Source organism: Streptomyces sp. NPDC093111, assembly GCF_040683955.1.
GTDB lineage: Bacteria > Actinomycetota > Actinomycetes > Streptomycetales > Streptomycetaceae > Streptomyces.
The window spans coordinates 105,782-123,580 of the sequence record NZ_JBFBNW010000013.1 but is presented as its reverse complement, the minus strand read 5'-3'; the positions used below and the strand labels follow the sequence as shown (position 1 = coordinate 123,580).

At 73.5% G+C, this 17,799-nt stretch carries 8 protein-coding genes; 3 read left to right on the top strand and 5 right to left on the bottom strand.

Annotated elements, in window-relative coordinates; genetic code table 11:
• Nucleotides 1-33: 33 nt before the first annotated feature.
• Genes AB0Q96_RS23570 through AB0Q96_RS23560 form a run of 3 tightly spaced genes read left to right on the top strand, consistent with a single transcriptional unit; the run spans nucleotide 34 to nucleotide 2,763 of the window.
• Nucleotides 34-876 carry a CPBP family intramembrane glutamic endopeptidase gene (locus tag AB0Q96_RS23570; protein WP_365328516.1) on the top strand — a complete coding sequence of 281 codons (843 nt, stop codon included), beginning with the start codon at nucleotides 34-36 and terminating at the stop codon, nucleotides 874-876.
• A 16-nt stretch (nucleotides 877-892) separates the two neighbouring features.
• Nucleotides 893-2,167: a sensor domain-containing protein gene (locus AB0Q96_RS23565; RefSeq protein ID WP_365328514.1), complete on the top strand. Its 1,275-nt coding sequence runs from the start codon at nucleotides 893-895 to the stop codon at nucleotides 2,165-2,167.
• Complete coding sequence (locus AB0Q96_RS23560) at nucleotides 2,119-2,763, top strand: response regulator transcription factor (RefSeq protein ID WP_365328512.1); 645 nt, start codon at nucleotides 2,119-2,121, stop codon at nucleotides 2,761-2,763. The genes AB0Q96_RS23565 and AB0Q96_RS23560 overlap by 49 nt, the downstream gene beginning before the upstream one ends.
• A gap of 75 nt (nucleotides 2,764-2,838) precedes the next feature.
• Here the strand turns inward: AB0Q96_RS23560 and AB0Q96_RS23555 are convergent, their stop codons facing one another.
• Genes AB0Q96_RS23555 through AB0Q96_RS23535 form a run of 5 tightly spaced genes read right to left on the bottom strand, consistent with a single transcriptional unit; the run spans nucleotide 2,839 to nucleotide 17,752 of the window.
• Nucleotides 2,839-3,921 (bottom strand): Rieske 2Fe-2S domain-containing protein, encoded by a 1,083-nt coding sequence (locus AB0Q96_RS23555; protein WP_365328510.1) that lies wholly within the window; start codon nucleotides 3,919-3,921, stop codon nucleotides 2,839-2,841.
• The gene (locus tag AB0Q96_RS23550; protein WP_365328508.1) at nucleotides 3,918-4,973 is read right to left on the bottom strand and encodes an NADP-dependent oxidoreductase; all 1,056 of its coding nucleotides are present in this window, start codon (nucleotides 4,971-4,973) and stop codon (nucleotides 3,918-3,920) included. The genes AB0Q96_RS23555 and AB0Q96_RS23550 overlap by 4 nt, the downstream gene beginning before the upstream one ends.
• A complete protein-coding gene (locus AB0Q96_RS23545) occupies nucleotides 4,970-6,613 on the bottom strand; it encodes an NAD(P)/FAD-dependent oxidoreductase (RefSeq protein ID WP_365328851.1) in 1,644 nt (547 codons plus the stop codon). The genes AB0Q96_RS23550 and AB0Q96_RS23545 overlap by 4 nt, the downstream gene beginning before the upstream one ends.
• 11 nt (nucleotides 6,614-6,624) lie before the next feature.
• Nucleotides 6,625-8,310, bottom strand: coding sequence for an NAD(P)/FAD-dependent oxidoreductase (locus AB0Q96_RS23540; RefSeq protein ID WP_365328507.1), 1,686 nt, complete (start codon nucleotides 8,308-8,310; stop codon nucleotides 6,625-6,627).
• Entirely contained in the window at nucleotides 8,297-17,752 is a 9,456-nt protein-coding gene (locus AB0Q96_RS23535; RefSeq protein WP_365328505.1) for an amino acid adenylation domain-containing protein, read from the bottom strand. Before AB0Q96_RS23535 ends, AB0Q96_RS23540 begins: the two co-directional genes overlap by 14 nt.
• Nucleotides 17,753-17,799 lie beyond the last annotated feature (47 nt).

Below are 17,799 nucleotides of genomic sequence, written 5' to 3'. Positions count from 1 at the left end.
ACGGACGGACCGAGCGGTGGGGTGGACAGAGGCATGAGGTCATGGGGCTGGAAGGCGGAGGCGGGGGTCTTCCTCGCCGTGGCGTTCGTCGCGGCGGGGGCGTTCGGCGCGATACAGCCGGCGACCGGGATACCGCCCGAGGTCGTGCAGTTGACACAGTTCGGACCCGCCCTGGCGGTGCTCGCGCTCGCGCTGCTGTGGCCCGCGCGGATCCGCCGCCGCCTGGCCGGGACGCTGCGAGCGGACACCCGGAGCGCGGACACCCGGAGCGCGGACACCCGGGCCGCGGACACCCGAGGCCCGGGGGTCAAGGTGCCGGCCATGTGGCTGCTGCTGACCGCGCCGCTGATCATCGCGCTGTCGGCGGGCGCCTACGCGCTGGTGCACGACGGACCGGTGTCCACCGACCCCCGCGCCCTCTCCCACCCCTTCCTCCTCATCGTGGTGGCGCAAGGGGTGGGCGCGTGCGGTGAGGAGATCGGCTGGCGCTGCCTGCTCCAGCCCCTGCTGCGGACACGCTTCGGCCCGCTCACCGCCTCCGTGCTCGTGGGTCTGGCGTGGGGCGTCTGGCACGTCGGCGTCTTCGCCCAGGCCCCCGCCTACGCGGCCGGGTTCCTGACCGCCACGGTCGCGATGTCCGTGGTCCTCGGGCTCGCCCTCGAACGGATCCGGTCCGGCCGGCTGCTGCTCGCGGGCGGCTTCCACGCCCTGGTCAACCTCGGGATGCTGCTGTTCATGGACGAGGAGTCGGGCGCCGTGCCGCCGATGCTCCTGCTCGGCGCGGCCTGCCTGACCGCGGCGGCCCTGTGGACGGCACGGGCGGGGACACGGACCCCGGGGGTTACGATCACGGCGGCGCGACGCAGCGCGCTCTGACACGGGGGAACAACCGGTGAGGACGGGACGGGGAGCCTGGACGAGCGGCGGGCGAGGGGCTCTGACGGCCCTCGTACGCTGCCAGCGGCACTCGCTGAACACCCTGCTCGTGCCCCTGTACGGCACGCTCGTCGTCGGCGCGCTGCTCCTGCTGCCCGTCGGCCTCGGCTTCCCGCTGCTGCCGCCAGCGGCGGCGGCCCTGCGCCGGTGCGCCGACCGGCAGCGGCAGCGCACCACCGACTGGACCGGCCTCCGGGTCCCGCCGCCCGCGCCGCTGCCGCGCACGGCCGGGGAACTGCCCGGCGACGAGGGCTTCCGGCGCGAGCTGCGCTGGGCCTGGCTGGAGCCGATCACCGGCGGCCTGATCGTGGCCGTGCCCCTCTGCCTGTTCTGGTACGGGGCGTTCGCCGTGCTCGTACAGCCCTTCGCGTGGCGGGAGTTCGGCGACGGGAACTGGTACGCGTTCGTGCCCGTCCGCTCCACCGCGACCATGACGGCCGCCCTGGCCCTCGGCCTCGCCTTCGTCGCCGCCGCCGTGGCGCTCGCGCCCCGGGCGCTCGCCCGACACGCCCGCTGGAGCGCCCGGGCCCTCTCCGCCCCGTACACCACCGAACTCGTCCGCAGGATCGACCACCTGACCGGCACCCGGGCCGACGCCCTGGACGTCCAGGCCGCCGAACTGCGCCGCATCGAGCGCGACCTGCACGACGGCGCCCAGGCCCGCCTGGTCGCCCTCGGCATGACGCTGGAGCGGGCGACCCTGCTCCTGGACACCGATCCGCCGGCCGCCCGCGCCCTGCTCGTCGAGGTCCGCGCGACCTCGGAACGCGCCCTGCAGGACCTGCGCGAGCTCGTGCACGGCATCCTGCCGCCGGTCCTCGCCGACCGGGGCCTGGGCGACGCGGTCCGCTCACTGGCCCTGGACAGCTTCCTCGACGTGCGCGTGGACAACGTCCTGCCCCCCGGACGCCTCCCGGCGGCCGTCGAGTCCGCCGCGTACTTCGCCGTCGCCGAACTGCTCGCCAACGCGGCCAAGCACTCCGGCGCCCAGGAGGTCCGCATCGGCCTCGGTCACACCGACGGCGTCCTGCGCGTGAGCGTCGCCGACACCGGCCGGGGCGGTGCGGACGCCGCCGACGGCGGCGGACTGCTCGGCGTGCACCGCCGGCTGCTCGCCTTCGACGGAACCCTCACCCTCCACAGCCCACCGGGCGGACCCACCCTCGCGACCCTGGAGATACCGTGCGCGTCGTCCTCGCCGAAGACCTCTTCCTCCTCCGCGACGGACTGACCAGGACCCTGCGAGAACACGGCTTCGACGTGGTCGCGGCCGTCGACAACGAGCCCGGACTGCGCCGCGCGCTCCACGAACAGCGGCCGGACGTCGCCGTCATCGACGTCCGCCTGCCGCCCGGCTTCACCGACGAAGGACTGCGCGCCGCACTCGACGCCCGCCGCGAACGGCCCGGCCTGCCGGTGCTCATCCTGTCCCAGTACGTCGACCAGCTCTACGCCCAGGAACTCCTGGCCGGTGGCGAGGGAGCCGTCGGCTACCTCCTGAAGGACCGGGTGACCCACACCGCCCAGTTCGTCGACGCGGTACGGACCGTCGCCGCCGGCGGCACCGTCCTCGACCCGCAGGTCGTGGCCCGGCTCCTCGCCCGCAGCGACGCCCGCGGCACCACCGCCGCGCTCACCCCACGCGAACACGACGTCCTCACGATGATGGCCGAGGGCCGCTCGAACGCGGCGATCGCCCACACCCTCCACATCAGCGAGAGCGCCATCGCGAAACACACGGCGGGCATCTTCGCGAAGCTGCGCATCGAACCCTCCGCCGACGACAACCGAAGGGTCCTCGCCGTCCTCGCCTACCTGCGCCGCTGACCGGCACCTCCGCCGACCGGCACCGCCGAGCCGCCGGCACCGGTCGGCGGCGGCACGACGCGTCCGACGCCCCCCTCAGGTCGCCCGGCTCCCCTCCGCCGCGCGCACCGACGACGGCACGTGCGCCCGCAGCGGGTCCGCCGGATAGAACTGGCGGGCCCAGTGCCGGAACGGGCCGATCGGACCGTCCCCCCGAGCCAGCCGGGGCGGGGACTGGTACCGCTTGGTCGCCCACACCGGGAAGTCCTGGGCGACGAACTCACAGTTCCCCCGGAACATCACCCCGGCCAGCAGACGCGCCGCCGACCGGCTCAGCCAGCGGGCCACCGGCGCCGGGAGCGCGCTCGGCTCGGCCACGTCCAGCCAACTGGCCTGCCGGAGCTGGAACGCGCCGGGCGTGATCATCGTGGTCGCGTACATGGCACAGGTGCGCACGCCGAACCCCGGCAGGGCGGTGCACACGTGCACCCGGCTGATGCCGCACCCCTCCAGCGTCACCTCCAGCGGGCTCTCGCCCAGCAGGGGCACCCGTTCCCGGGAGCGGACCGACACCCGGAAGCTGCGCCCCTCGAACGTGGCGGGTTCGGCGACCTCGGACTCGCCCCAGCCGTGCAGGGGCGTGAAATGCCCGAGGTCCACCGCGTTCTCGACCACGTCCTGACTGTGGCCCGCCATCTCCCAGGTGGCGAGACGGGGGGCCCGCGCACCGAGGGTGTGCCAGGCCGGGAGCTCCCAGTCCGGCGCCCGCCCGTCATGGTGCCGCCAGACGAAGACGGTGTCGTTGACCTCCCGCACCGGCAGCAGGGTCAGGTCGGACGACGGCGGGGGAGGCGTCCCGTACCCTGTACGCACACAGGAGCCGTCGGGGCCGAAGGCGAAACGGTGGAAGGGGCAGAGCAGGTCGTCGCCCTCCACCGAGCCGAGCCCGAGGTGGGCCCCCAGGTGCGGACAGTACGGGCGGACCGCCCGGACACCACCGTCGCGGAGCCGGTAGAGCACCACGTCCTCGCCCTGGAGCGGCCGGGTCAGCACCGTGCCCGGCACCAGCTCCGAGGAGAAGGCCACCGCGAACCAGCCGTCCGGGTACGGCAGGATCGGCTCGTGCGCGTCGGCCGGGCTCGGACCCTCGGTGAACGACCGGGTGTACCCGCGGCTCACAGCTCGACCAGCACCTTGCCGAAGGAACCGGCCCGGTCGGTGTACAGGCTCCGGTAGGCGGCGGGGATGCTGTCGAAGCCCCGGTGCACGGTCTGCTGGTACCGCACCTCGCCGCCCCGGACCAGCGGACCGAGATCCGCGTGCAGCGCGGCCCAGTTCTCGTCGGTGAACCACTCCAGCGCGAAGATCCCGCGGATCGTGGTGCGGGGGAACATGATGTACGGCAGCAGGCGCGGGCCCGTCCACTCGCCGCCGACCTGACTCGCCCACTGCCAGCAGACCGCGACCTGGCTGTCCACGTTGAGCATGGCGAACACCGAGTCGGTGATGACCCCGCCGAGGTTGTCGAAGTACTTGTCGACCCCGCCGGGAGCCGCCTTGGCGAGGTCCTCGCGCAGCTGGGCGGCGTCCCCGCCGTGCCGGTAGGCGACCACCGCGTCGAAGCCGAGCGCGGTCAGCCGGGCCGCCTTCTCCGGCGAACCCGTGGTGCCGACCACCCGCGCCCCGGACCGCTTGGCCAACTGGCCGACCAGCGTGCCGATCGCGCCGGACGCGCCGCTGATCAGCACCGTGTCGCCGGGCCGGACGGTCATGAACTTGTTGAGGGTGCCCCAGGCGGTCATGCCCGCACCGCCCAGGACGCCGAGCGCCGTGCTCAGCGGCAGCGCCTCGTCGTAGTGGGACGGGTCCAGCCGACGGTAGGCCGGGAAGACCATCGGGAAGGTCCCGGTCTGCCACAGCGCCTCGGCACCGGTGCTGACCAGATGCGTGCGCCAGCCGCCGAAGCCCTGGACCAGGTCCCCGACGGCGAACCGGGCGCGCGGTCCGGCCGCCAGCACCTCCATGATCGAGTCGGCGCCCATGTGGTCGCCGACCGGCGTGTCCAGGGCGATGCCCTGGAGGTACGGGTCGACGGAGACGTACCGGGTGCGCAGCAGCATCTCGTCCTCGGCCAGCTCCGTGTCGAGGTCCTCCACCACCTTCACGTACATCCGGTCCACGTCCGGGACGCCGTCGTTGTGCTCGCTGACGATCCACTTCTCGGTCTTCAAGGGGTTGCTCCTGCCGGGTCGATGATCTGGACGGGGAGGGGGGCGCTGGGGTCGACGGAGGCGGTGAACGGCCGGCCGTCGTCACGGCAGACGAACTGCATGACGTGCCGTCCGGACGCGGCGGCCCTGATCAGGCCGCCGGTGGTGGCCCAGACACCGGAGAGGTAGAAGTTCGCGAGCCCGGGCATACCCGGTCCGTGGCGCTTGACCTCCTGCTCCACGGTCTCGCCGCTCGTCACGAACGGCTGCCAGCCGAGCACCGTGCCGTCGTAGTTGCCGGTGTAACGGACCTGGGTGAGCGGGGTCGAGACGTCCCGGACCGCGATCGCGTCCCTGAGCCCCGGATGGCGCTCGTCGAGGAAGTCCGTGATCGTGTCCCGCACCTGCCGCTTGGCCCGCTGGTACTCCCGGCCACGCCCGACCGGCAGCGTGTGCAGCTCCTCGCCGCGCCGCGTGCGGGTGGCCTGCTCCGGACCGGTGCTCAGCTCCCGCCAGGGCGCGATGTCGCAGAAGTACGTGGCGTACACGACGGACGTCCCCGGGGGCGACAGCTCGGGGTAGTGGCGGCTGCGGAACTGGACGTTGATGCTGGGGTGCCGGATCCCGGTGAGCCGGGCCGCGACGTCCTCGTCCAGCAGGTGGGTGGTGCAGGGCTCGCCGTCCGGGAAGGCGCGGCGCAGACCGAGGAAGACGGTCAGGTATCCGGGGAAGACCATGTCCGGCTCGGTGATGGTCCTGGTGTACAGCTCGCGGTAGGTGTCGGTGAGGTACCGGCCCTTCAACAGCTCCAGGAGGGTGGTGCGGCCGTCGCAGGCGGAGACCACGATGTCGGCCCGCAGCTCGCTCCCGTCGCTGAGCAGGACACCGACCGCCCGGTCCTCCTCGACCAGGATCTCCACCACCTTGGCGTTGTACGTGACCTCGCCGCCGAGCCCGAGGTAGCGCTGCTCGACCGAACGGGCCAGACCCAGCGAGCCGCCCTCCGGCACGCCGGCCGACTGCCCGGCGTGCGCGGCGAGCTGGAAGTAGAACGGCAGGACGGGGAAGTTGGGGTGCTTCTCGTACAGGATGAAGTTGAACGCCTCGCGCAGCAGCGGGTCCCGGAACCGCTGCGAGTAGTCCCGCATCAGGACGCTGATGGACCGCCGGATCACGTTGAAGTACGGGACCAGGGAGGCCAGCATCCGCCACCGCTCGCGCCGCCCCATGAGCCCGACCGGGGTGAGGAAGGGGTAGCGGGCCAGGGCACGGCGGAAGGTGCGCAGCCCGTCGCAGAAGTCCCGGATCGGCCGGGCGTCGGCCGGGGAGAGGGTGAGCAGATGGGCTTGCAGACGGTCCGGGTCGGAGTAGAAGTGGACCGCCCGGCCGTCCCGGCCCCGCACCGTGTTGAACACGTCGAAGTTGCGCATCCGCTTGCCCTGGAGGGCGCCGAGCTCCAGCCAGATCTGATGCATCTCGTTACCGGGGCCGCTGCCGAGCAGCCAGCTCACACAGCAGTCCAGGGTGAAGTCGCCCCGGTCCCAGGCGGTACAGGAACCACCGGGGATCTCGTGCATCTCCAGCACCCGGCTGCGGTAGCCGTTCATCTGGGCGTAGCAGCCCGTGGACAGCCCGCCGAGACCCCCGCCGACGATCAGCATGGTCCTTCTGGTCATTCCGCCACCGCCGCCTTCCGGGCAGTCCGTCGGGGAGCGAGTTGCGGCACCCGGCCCAGCTTCCCGGGATGCCAGGGCTCGGTCCCCTCGCTCGGCCAGGCCCGGAAGTCCAGACCCAGCTCGTCGCAGAGGTACTGGACGGCGAACCGGCCGCTGGTGGCCGCCCGGATCAGGCCGCCCATGCCGGTCCACTGCCCGGCCATCGAGAAGCCGCTCAGGCCCGGCAGCCGCATCCGGTCCCGGTTGACCAGCGCCGTCGACACGTCGTCGGCCTCGGAGAACGCCTTCCAGGCGAGGATGCTCCCGTAGGTGTTGCCGGTGTACCGCTCCGTGGTGGCCGGCGTGGCCACGTCGACGAGCTCGATCCGCTCGTCGATGCCCGGGTGCCGCTCGGCCAGGAACCGGCGCACGAAGTCCACGACCTCCTGCTTCCGTGCCCGGTACGCCCGGCGGTCGGCGGCGCGCAGCTCCTGCCAGGACCGGTGGTCGGTGAAGTAGGTGCAGTGCAGCACCGACTTCCCCTCCGGCGCGAAACCGTTGCTGTACCCCGAACGCTGCTGGACGACCAGGCTGTTCTGCAGGCTGCCCGGCAGGGCGGCGCCCTCCTCCGCGCCGAGCAGGTATGTGGTGCTGTGCGGCTCGCCGGCGGGCAGCGGCCCGTCCAGGCCGACGAACGCGGACACCACCGCCGGGTACAGGTTGTCCGGGGTGTCCAGCAACTCGTTGTAGAGGCGGTCGGTGCGCGGGCTCGTCCACCGCCCCTCCAGCAGACGGTCCAGGACCGTCGGGCCGTCACAGGCGGCGATCACGTGGTCGGCGAAGTGCTCCTGCCCGTTGCGCAGCAGCACGCCGACGGCCCGCCCGTCCTCGACGAGGATGCGCTCCACCCGGGACCGGTAGCCGACGTGCCCGCCGAGCCCCAGGTACCGCTCCTCGACCGAACGGGCCAGCCCGAGCGAACCGCCCTCCGGGAAACCGGCGTTGCCGTTGGACGCGCAGGACATCGTGAAGAGGTAGGGCAGCAGCGGGAATCCGGTCAGCTCCTGGAGGAACATGTTCGGGAAGGCCCGGCGCAGCAGCGGGTCCTGGAAGCGGTCCGCGTAGCGGCGCATCGGGGTGGCCGCGGTGCGCCAGTACAGACGGAACGCGGGCAGGATGCCGAGCAGCGTCCTGGCCTTCTCCGACACGGACTTCAGCGCCGGCGGCTTCAGCTCCCAGCGCGGGTCGAGGGCCGCGAACCGCCGGAGGTCCCGGCAGAACGCCCGGATCAGCCGGGCGTCGCCGGGCGAGATCTCCAGCAGGTGGCGCTGGAGCCGGTCGGGGTCGTTGTAGAAGGTGACCGACCCGCCGTGCTCGTCCACCACCCGGTTGAACTGGTCGAACACGGTGATCCGCTTGCCGTCCAGCGCGCCGAGCTCCCGCCACACGTCGTTCGCCCCGGTGCCGGCGGCCGTGCCGATCAGCCAGTCGATGCAGTAGTCGAAGAGATAGCCCTCCCGGGCCCACGCGGTGCAGCACCCGCCGGGCAGCACGTGCTTCTCGAAGACCCGGCTCTCCAGGCCGCTCATCTGCGCGTAGCAGCCGGCGGCCAGACCCGACATGCCCGCCCCGATGACGATGACCCGCGGCCGCCCGCCGGAAGGCCGGGCGCTCCACTGGGGGCCGGTGTCACGCGCCGTCATGCGGGACACCTCCCGCCAGCAGGGTGCGGGCCAGCTCGGCGTTGCGGTCCAGGAACGCGCCGTCGAGCATCTCGGCGTGCCGCCCGTGCCCCTGGTGCAGCGTGCAGCCGGCGGCGGAGGCACTGTGCCAGCTGCCGGGCTCGCCCGCCGCGTAGTGGCGCAGCTTGTCCTGGTCCGAGACCACCAGGATCGGGGCGCGCAGCACGCCCGTGGACGGATGGGCACCGCAGTGCGCCAGGTACTCCCGGGCCTGTTCGACGGTCTCCCGGGCCACGATCTCGGACCCGGTGTGCCGGTGCAGATGCCCGGCCAGCTCCCGCTCGAACTCGGCCAGGTGCTCCTCGCCGAGGGTGACCGCCTCCGTGATCCGGTACGAGTCCATGATGACCACGCCGCGCACCGCGCGGCCCCGCCGCTCCAGCTCCTCGGCGATCTCGAAGGCCAGGTTGCCGCCGAGCGAGTAGCCGAACAGCGTGTACGGCCCGTCCGGGTGGAGCTCCTCGGCCAGATCCGCGTAACGGGCGGCCTTGTCCGTACCGGAGAGGTAGTTGAACGCGGCGAAGCGGTACTCGGGGAGCCGGGCCGCGAGCTGCCGGTACACCAGCCCGTGGCCGCCCGCCGGCGGCAGGCAGAACACCGTCCCGCCCGGATCCGCGCCCGGGTTGAACCACAGGTACGGCTCGGCGCCGGGGAGCCGGCCGGTGACGACGTCCTCCAGGGTGCGGGCCATGCCGTGCAGGGTGCTGGTCCGGAACAGCCGGCCGACCGGGACGGCGGCGTTGAACTCGGTCCGCAGGTGGTGGATCAGCTCGATCAGCTTGATCGAGCTGCCGCCCGCCTCGAAGAAGTCGTCCCGCAGTCCGGGCCGTTCGAGCCCGAGCAGGGCCTGCCAGTGTGCCGCCATCCGCTGCTCGTACAGCGTCACCGGCGGCTCGTGCCGGTCCGGCCCGGCCTCGGCGCGGGGTTCCGGCAGCGCGCCGAGGTCGACCTTGCCGTTCGCGGTGAGCGGCAGCGCGGGCAGCTCGGTGAAGTGCGCGGGGATCAGGTACGTGGGCAGCTGCTCCGCGAGGTGGCGGCGCAGCTCCCGGACGTCGAGCCCGGCGCCCTCCACCGGCACGCAGTACGCGCACAGCAGGTTCTCGCCGGTCCCGTCCCGCCGCACCGTGACGCAGACCTGGGCGAGCTCGGGCCGGGCGGCCAGCCGGGCCTCGATCTCGCCGGTCTCGATCCGGTGGCCGCGGACCTTGACCTGGCCGTCGGCCCGGCCCAGGAGGTGCAGCACGCCCTCGGCGTCCCAGTGGCCGAGGTCGCCCGTCCGGTACAGCCGGACGGGTTCGCCGTGCGGCGCGAGGGTAACGAACCGCTCCGCCGTGCGTTCCGGATCGCCGAGGTAGCCGGTGGCGACCCCGGAGCCGCCGATCCACAACTCGCCCGTCACACCCGGGGGCACGGGCTCGCCGTGCCGGTCGAGGACGTACAGCTCGCTGTTGGGCAGCGGCCGGCCGATCGGCACCATCCGGCCCGCCTCCAGATGGCCGGCCGGGCCCTCGAAGTACGCGCTGTCGATGGTGCCCTCGGTGAGGCCGTAGGAGTTCACCACCCGGGTGGCCGGACCGCACAGGGCCAGGAGCCGCTGGTGCTCGCCCGCCTTCCACGCGTCCGAGCCGACGATCAGCAGCCTCATGAACTCCAGGCCCAGCCCCTCCCGCTCGCAGTGCGCGAGCAGGCCGCGCGCCACGGACGGGACGAACTCCCCGCAGTCGACGCCCTCGGACCGCATCGTCCGGTACAGCCGCGCGGTGTCGAACAGCAGGTCGCGGCCGACCAGGACCAGGGTGCCGCCGGAGCAGAGCGCCCGGACCACGTCCCCGGTGAACACGTCGAAGGAGACGCCCGCCATCTGCAGGTGCACCCGGGCCTCGGTGTCCAGCCGGTACTCGGACTGCCAGGCCACGAACACCGAGGCGAGGTTGCGGTGGCTGACCTGGACGGCCTTGGGGCGCCCGGTGGAACCCGAGGTGTGGATCACGTACGCGGCCTGGTCGAGGCCCACCACGGGCTCCGGCCGGGCATCGGCCTCGGGCCGGTCCAGCTCGTCGAGGGTCACGGGCCTGCCGGGCAGCCGGGACGGACCGTCCCGGTGCTCGTCGGTCAGGACCAGCCGGGCCCCGGCATGGCTCATCAGCTCGGCCAGCCGCTCGGCCGGATGGTCCGGGTCCAGCGGCAGGTACGCGCCGCCGGCCCGGAGCACCGCGAGCAGGGCGATCACCAGCTCGGGGGACTTCTCCAGGCAGAGCGCCACCACCGTGCCCTCCCCGACGCCGAGTTCACGCAGCGAGGCCGCCACGCGCCGGGAGCGGTGCTCCAGCTCCCGGTAGCCGAGCCGGCGCCCGCCGGGGACGGACACGGCGACCGCCTCCGGGGACTGGGCGGCGATCTTGCCGATCAGCTCGTGCACCGGGACGCCGTGGTCGATCCTCCGGGCGCCGCCGCCGAACTCCGTGAGGATCCGCTCCCGCTCCCCGGCACCCAGCATCGGCAGCCGGCCGGCCGGCCGCTCGGCGGGCGCGCGGGTGAGCCCGTCGAGCAGCGTGCGGTAGTGCCCGGCCATCCGCCGGACCGTCTCCGCGTCGAACAGGTCGGTGTTGTACTTGAGCACGCAGTGGAAGCGCCCGTCCGAACGGTCCTCGTAGGCGGACAGCGTCACGTCGAACTGCCCTTCCTCCTCAGGGAGTTCGATGTACTCCAGCTCGTAGCCGATCCGCTCGGTGGCGACCTTGTGGGTGAGCAGGATGAACATGGCCTGGAACACCGCAGAGCGGCTCGGGTCGTGCTGCAGGCCCAGCTGCTCCACCAGCAGCACGAACGGGTACTCCTGGTTGTCCAGCCCGCCGAGGACGGTGTCCCGCACCCGCGTCAGCAGCTCCGACACCGTCGGCTCCCCGGCGAGGCTGACGTGGAGGGGCAGCGGATTGACGAAGTAGCCGTAGACGGAGGCGAACTCCTCCTCGGTACGGCCGGTGACGGGGCTGCCGACCACGATCTCGTCCTGACCCGACCACCGGTGCAGCAGCAGGTAGTACGCGGTCAGCAGCACCGTGTACACGGTGACGTTGTGCTCCCGGGACAGCGCGTGGACCCGGGCGCTGAGCTCCTCGTCCAGCAGGAAGAACTCGGAGGCGCCGTTGTCCGTCTGCACCGGCGGGCGCGGCCGGTCGGTGGGCAGATCGAGCGCCGGCACCTCCTCCGGCAGGTGACCGCGCCAGTAGTCCAGCATCCGCCGCGCCTCCGGCCCGGCCAGGAAGCGGTTCTGCCGGTTGAGGAAGTCCAGGTAGCGGGCCGGCACCGGCGCGAGTTCCACGGGCCGCCCCGTCCGCAGACCGTGGTAGACCTCGAACAGCTCCTCGATGAAGGTGAAGGTCGAGATCGCGTCCGACACGATGTGGTGGACCGCCTTCATGATGACCCAGCGGTCCGGCGCACACCGGAACAGCCGCAGCCGCACCAGCGGATCGCGCTCCAGGTCGTACGGCCTGCGGTACTCCCCGACCAGCAGGGCGCGGACCTCCTCCCACGGCCGGCCCTCGACGTCGAACAGGCCCGTGTCGGCGTGGACCTCGCTCCGGATGCGCTGCACCGGGCGGCCGGACTCGGTGGTGACGTTGGCCCGCAGGCTCGGGTGCCGCCCGATCAGGGTGCGGAAGGCCTCGAACAGCAGCTCCGGGTCGAGCTCGGCACGGACCTCCACCGCGCCGCCGATGTTGTAGGCGAAGCCGTCCGGGTTGAGCTGCCGGAGGAACCACAGGGCCTGCTGGTTGTGGGTGAGCGGGTGGCACTCCTCGTCGGTGAACAGCTCCACCGCCGACTCCTGCGGCACCCCGTCGGCCGACACCAGCTCGGCCAGCCCTTCGAGGAGCCGGCCGGTCAGCTCACCCACCGGCCCGTTGCTGAGCAGCGCCACCACCGGCAGCGAGACGCCCAGCTCGGTGTGGACCCGGGCCCGCAGCTCCATCGCGAGCAGCGAGTCGAGACCCAGCGAGCCGAGCCGGCTGTCCGCGTCGATCAGCTCCGGCGCCACCCGGAGCACGCCCGCCGCCAGTGCGCCGAAGCGCTCGGCGACCAGCCGCGCGCGGGCCGCCGCGTCGGAGCGGCGGAACGTGTCGAGGAGGCTGCCGTCCTGCCCGGCCGGGGTGGCCCGCGCGGCGTCGGCCGCGAGACCGGAGACCAGCCGCGGCGGCGTCGGGTACCAGGAGAGGAACACCGGCCAGTCCACGACCGTGGCGACGAGCAGCTGGGCCCGGTCCTGCCCGATCACCCGCTCCAGGACCGCCATCCCGGTCTCCGGCGCGAGCGAACTCATCCCCCGGGCGTCCCGGTAGTGGGCGACCAGCCCGAGCTCCTCGATCATGCCGGTGGCCCAGGGCCCCCAGTCCAGGCTCAGCGCCGGCAGACCCCGCGCGCGCCGGTGGTGGGCGAGCGCGTCCAGGAAGGCGTTGCCGGCCGCGTAGTTGACCTGGCCGGCCGTGGTCAGCAGCGAGGCGACCGAGGCGAACAGCACGAAGTGCTCCACCGGCTCCTCGGACAGCAGCCGGTGCAGGAGATACCCGCCGTGCACCTTCGGCCCGTAGCCGGCGTCGAAGGCCGCACGGTCCAGCGACGGCAGCAGGACGTCCCGTACCTGCCCCGCGAGGTGGAACACGCCCCGCACCGGCGGCAGCCCGCCCCGCCTCCGCCCGGCCAGCCAGCGCTCCATCGCCTCCGGGTCGGTCACGTCGACCGCCGCCACCAGCACCTCGGCACCCAGGGCCTCGAGCTCACGGACGAAGGCGACCCGCTGTCCGGCGGGGCTCCGCGGATCGAGCCCCTGCCACGCCCCGCGCTCGGGCACGGGGGTCCGCCCGAGCAGGATCAGGCGCCGGGCCCCGCGCCGGACGAGAGTGCGGCAGAGCAGCTGCCCCAGCGCCCCGAACGCGCCCGTGACCAGGTAACTCCCGTCCGCCCGCAGCCGCAGCGGCAGCGGACGGGTGAGCCCGGCGGGCCGCCGCAGCCGACTGACGTGACGACGCCCGCCACGCAGCGCGACCTCCCCTTCGCCGTCGTCGGCCACCAGCTCACGCAGCAGGGCTTCGGCTTCCGCCGTCGCCGTCGCCGTCGCCGTCGGCGACTGTCCGGTCAGGCTCGCGGACGCTCCCGTATCGGGGCCCGTATCCGGTCCCGTATCCGGTCCTTGATCCCGTCCCGCATTCGGATCGAGGTCGATCAACTTACCCGCGTGGGCCGTGAGTTCCTGTTGCCAGAGGACCCGGCCGATGCCCCAGGCGGGTGCGCCGAACGGCTCCACCGGATCGCCCGGCCGGACGGCCTGGGTGCCCCGGGTGACGACGTGCAGGCGCCCGTCAGGCCGGGCCTCGGGCAGCACCTGGGCGAGCGGGACCAGCGAGAAGGCGCCGACGGTGCCGATGCGGTGGAGGTCCTCCGCGCCGACGGAATGAAGCGCCGGCTGGTCGAGGTTCCACAGATGGACCACGGTCCGGAGGGACGGGTCGAGGTCCGTGAACAGCTCCCGCAGGTCGTCGGCCGAGTCCGGCCGGACGGTCGCGTACCCGTCGCCGCGCTCGTAGCCGCCGCCGGGACGTACGAGCCGGCACTGCCCGCCGCGGGCCCGCACGAGCGCGGCCAGGCGGTCGGCGACACCGCCCGCGTCGGCGAACAGCAGCAGGTCGGGAGCCGGCGTACCCGACGTGCCGACGGAGCCCCCACCCTCGGACAGCTCCGGCTCCGGCTGCGCCTCCTCCGACGCCGGCTCCTCCCAGCCGACCTCCGCCAGCCAGCCGTCGATGGTGCCCAGCTTGACGGCGGAGGCGACGCGATCCACCGCCGCCGCGCGGAAGCCCGTGATCCTTCCGAGCGGTGTTCCGTCCTCGGTGTACAGGGCGAGGTCGCCGACCAGTTCCGCGTCGTTCTGCTCGGTGACGGTGGCGTGCGCCCAGAGCGGCCGGTCCCCGATCGGGTCCAGGCGCACCTCCTCGATCGCGACGGGCAGGCGGATGCCACCGGCGGCGCCGCCGTCCGGGGACAGGGCGGTCAGCATGGTCTGGAAGCAGGCGTCCAGCAGTACGGGATGCGCGTGGCAGCCCGCCGCGTCGGCGCCGATCGAGGGGGTGGGACGGATCAGGGCCAGCGCCTCGCCGGGGCCGGTCCACACCTCGCCGATGGCCTGGAAGGCCGGGCCGTAGTGGTAGCCGAGCGCGGCCAGCTCCCCGTAGCACGCGGCCCCGTCCATGTGGCGCTCACTGCGGGCGCGGACGGAGGCGGCATCCAGCGGTCCCGTGACCCGGCGGGGCTGGCCGGCGCGGACGACTCCGCTCGCGTGGACGGTAGGTTCCGCGACTCCGGCTCCGGCTCCGGTGCCGGGTCCCGTGCCCGCCGCGGCTCCGGAGTCCGCCGGGGAGGCGATCGTGAACCGGGCGTCCTCCGGCGAGAAGGAGAGCTGCACGGTGGCGGACTCGCCCTCGGGCAGGAACAGGGCCCGGGAGAACTCCACGTCGGCCAGGGTGGCGAGACCGCCGCCCGTCATCGCGCGGACGGCTTGGGCGGCCATCTCCAGGTACCCGGCGGCCGGGAAGACCGTACTGCCCTCGATGCGGTGGTCGGCCAGGTACGCCAGGCGCTCGGTGTCCAGCCGGCTCTCCCAGGCCGGCTGGAGCGAGGCGGTGCGGCGGCCGAGCAGGGGGTGGTCGAGCCGGCCGAGGCGGATCTGCTCCACCGGGCGGGGCTCGACCCAGTACCGGTCCCGCTGCCACGGGTAGCAGGGCAGCGGCACGGGCCGCCCCTCGGGCTGGAGCGCCGTCCAGTCCACCTCGACGCCCAGGGTCTGGAGCTCGGCCAGGGAGCGGGCGAACCGCTCGGGCTCGTCCTCGCGACGCCGGATCGAGGGCAGGGTCAGCCCCTCCTCGCCCCGCCCGTCCAGGCACTCCCGGATGGAGTGGCCGAGGACGGGGTGCGGGCCGAGCTCGAGGAACAGGGAGTACCCGTCGTCGACGAGCCGGTCGACCGCCGAGCGGAACCGGACGGGCTGCCGGACGTTCTCCCACCAGTAGCCGGCGTCCAGTTCGGGCCCGGACGCGCGCCCGTCCCGCGCCGTCAGGTACAGCGGGAGCGTCGCCGGACGAGGTTCGAGCCCGGCCAGGGCCTTGTGCAGCTCGTCCCGGATCGGGTCCATCCGGACGCTGTGGTACGGCACTTCGACGTCGAGGAAGCGGGTGAAGACCTGTTCCCGGCCGAGTCGGTCGGCGAGCGCGCGGAGGGTGTCGTGGTCCCCGGAGAGCGTCACCGAGGCCGGGCTGTTGACGGCGGCCACGGACACCAGGTCCCGGTAGGGGTCGACGAGCCGTGCGGCCTCCTCCTCGGGCAGGTTCGCCGCGAGCATGGCGCCCGTGCCGGCGAGCCGGTGCTGGAGGCTGCTGCGCCCGAGGGCCACCCGGACCGCGTCCTCCAGGCCGTACACCCCCGCCTGGTGGAAGGCCGCGATCTCGCCGGTGCTGTGCCCGACCACCGCGTCGGGCCGTACCCCGTAGTGCTCCCAGAGCGCCGCCAGCCCCGCCTGGACCGCGAAGTTGGCCGGCTGGGCGAGCCAGGTCTCGGCCATCCGGGACTCGGACTCGGGCCTGTTCAGTTCGTCGAGCAGGGACCAGCCGGCCTGCCGGCGGATCTCCCGGTCGCAGCGCTCCACCGCCTCCCGGTAGACGGGTTCCGCGTCGAGGAGCTGACGTCCCATGCCCCACCACTGCGGCCCCATGCCGGTGAAGACCCACACCAGCCGCCGCCGCTCGGGCTCCCTCCGGCGGCCCCGTACCGCCCGGGGGTGCGGCTCACCGCGCTCGCAGGCGGCCAGCGCCTCGTCCAGGGACTCGGGGGAGGAGTGGACGATCGTCAGCCGCTCCTCGAACCGCTGGCGCCGGTGCGCGAGGGTGTGCCCGAGGTCCGCGGGCGACACCCCGGCGGCGAGCTCCCGCCGGATCCCGCCGGCCAGTTCGGCGAGCCCCGCCTCGTGGCGGGCGCTCAACGGAAGCAGGGCGTGGGGCGGTGCCTGGACCACCGGGTTCCGCTCGTCCCGAGCGAGCGGCGGCGCCTCCTCCAGGAGGACGTGCGCGTTGGTGCCGCCGAAGCCGAAGGAGTTGACGCCCGCCCGGGCGGGGCCGTCGTGCTCCGGCCAGTCGACGGGGACGGTCGGGATCTCGAAGGGCAGCGCGGCGAAGTCGATGGCGGGGTTGGGGCGTTCCAGGTTCAGGTGCGGCGGGATGCGGCGGTGCCGGAGGGCGAGCGCCGTCTTGATGAGCCCGGCCACTCCGGCGGCGGACTCCGTGTGCCCGATGTTGGTCTTGACCGAGCCGACGTAGCACCGGGCGCCCGGCTCCCGGCCGATCGCCAGCACCCGGCCCAGGGCCTCGGCCTCGATCGGGTCGCCGACGGGCGTCGAGGTGCCGTGCGCCTCGACGTACTGGAGGCTGCCCGGTACGACGCCCGCCTCGGCGCACACCCGCTCGATCAGCGTCGCCTGGGCGTCCGCGCTGGGCACGGTGATGCCGTTGGTCCGCCCGTCCTGGTTGACGCCGCTGCCGATCACCACCGCGTGGACCGGGTCGCCGTCGCGCAGCGCGTCCGACAGGCGCTTGAGGGCCACCACGCCGACGCCCTCGGCCCGTACGTACCCGTCGGCGGAGGCGTCGAAGGCCCGCGAGCGCCCGTCGGGGGAGAGGAAGCCGCCCTTGGTCTCGGCGATCGTGTACTGCGGCGCCAGGTGCAGCAGGGTGCCGCCGGCCAGGGCCAGTTCGCTCTCGCCGCGCAGCAGGCTCTGGCAGGCCAGGTGGACCGCCACCAGGGAGGAGCTGCACGCCGTGTCGATGGAGAGGCTGGGACCGCGGAGGTCGAGGCAGTGCGAGATGCGGTTCGACACCATCGTCATCATGGTGCCGGTGGCGGTGTGGGCGGCCAGCGTCTCGAAGCCGAGGTCGGCGAACTGCAGGATCTTGTAGTCGAGGGTGAAGGCGCCGACGAACACCCCGACGTTCCGCCCGGCCAGTTCGCCCGGCTTCTGCCCGCCGTCCTCCAGCGCCTCCCAGGACACCTCCAGCAGCTTCCGCTGCTGCGGGTCCATGTGCTCCGCCTCGCGCGGGCTGATGCCGAAGAAGTGCGGGTCGAACTCGTCGAAGCCGTCGATGTAGCCGCCCCGGCCACCGATGAGCCGGCCCGGCTTCGCCTTGTCGCGGCTGCCGAGCGTCGTGGTGTCGTACCGGTCCGCCGGGGTGGGGACGAGACAGTCCCGCCCCTCGATCAGGTTCCGCCAGAAGGCCCGGTGGTCACCCGCGTGTCCGGGGAGACGGCAGCCGATGCCGATGATGGCGACCTTGTCACGGAAGGCGGCGTTGGGTGAGTCGGTCATGATCCAATCCGGAAGTGATGGCGCCTCGGTACGGGCCAGGCGAGGGC

Excerpts from the sequence above, each read along its gene's own strand:
- AB0Q96_RS23545 (WP_365328851.1), bottom strand. The coding sequence starts at position 6,613 with ATGCTGATCGTCGGCGGGGGTCTCGGCGGGCTGTCCACGGGCTGCTAC.
- AB0Q96_RS23540 (WP_365328507.1), bottom strand. The coding sequence starts at position 8,310 with ATGACGGCGCGTGACACCGGCCCCCAGTGGAGCGCCCGGCCTTCCGGC.
- AB0Q96_RS23570 (WP_365328516.1), top strand. The coding sequence starts at position 34 with ATGAGGTCATGGGGCTGGAAGGCGGAGGCGGGGGTCTTCCTCGCCGTG.
- AB0Q96_RS23535 (WP_365328505.1), bottom strand. The coding sequence starts at position 17,752 with ATGACCGACTCACCCAACGCCGCCTTCCGTGACAAGGTCGCCATCATC.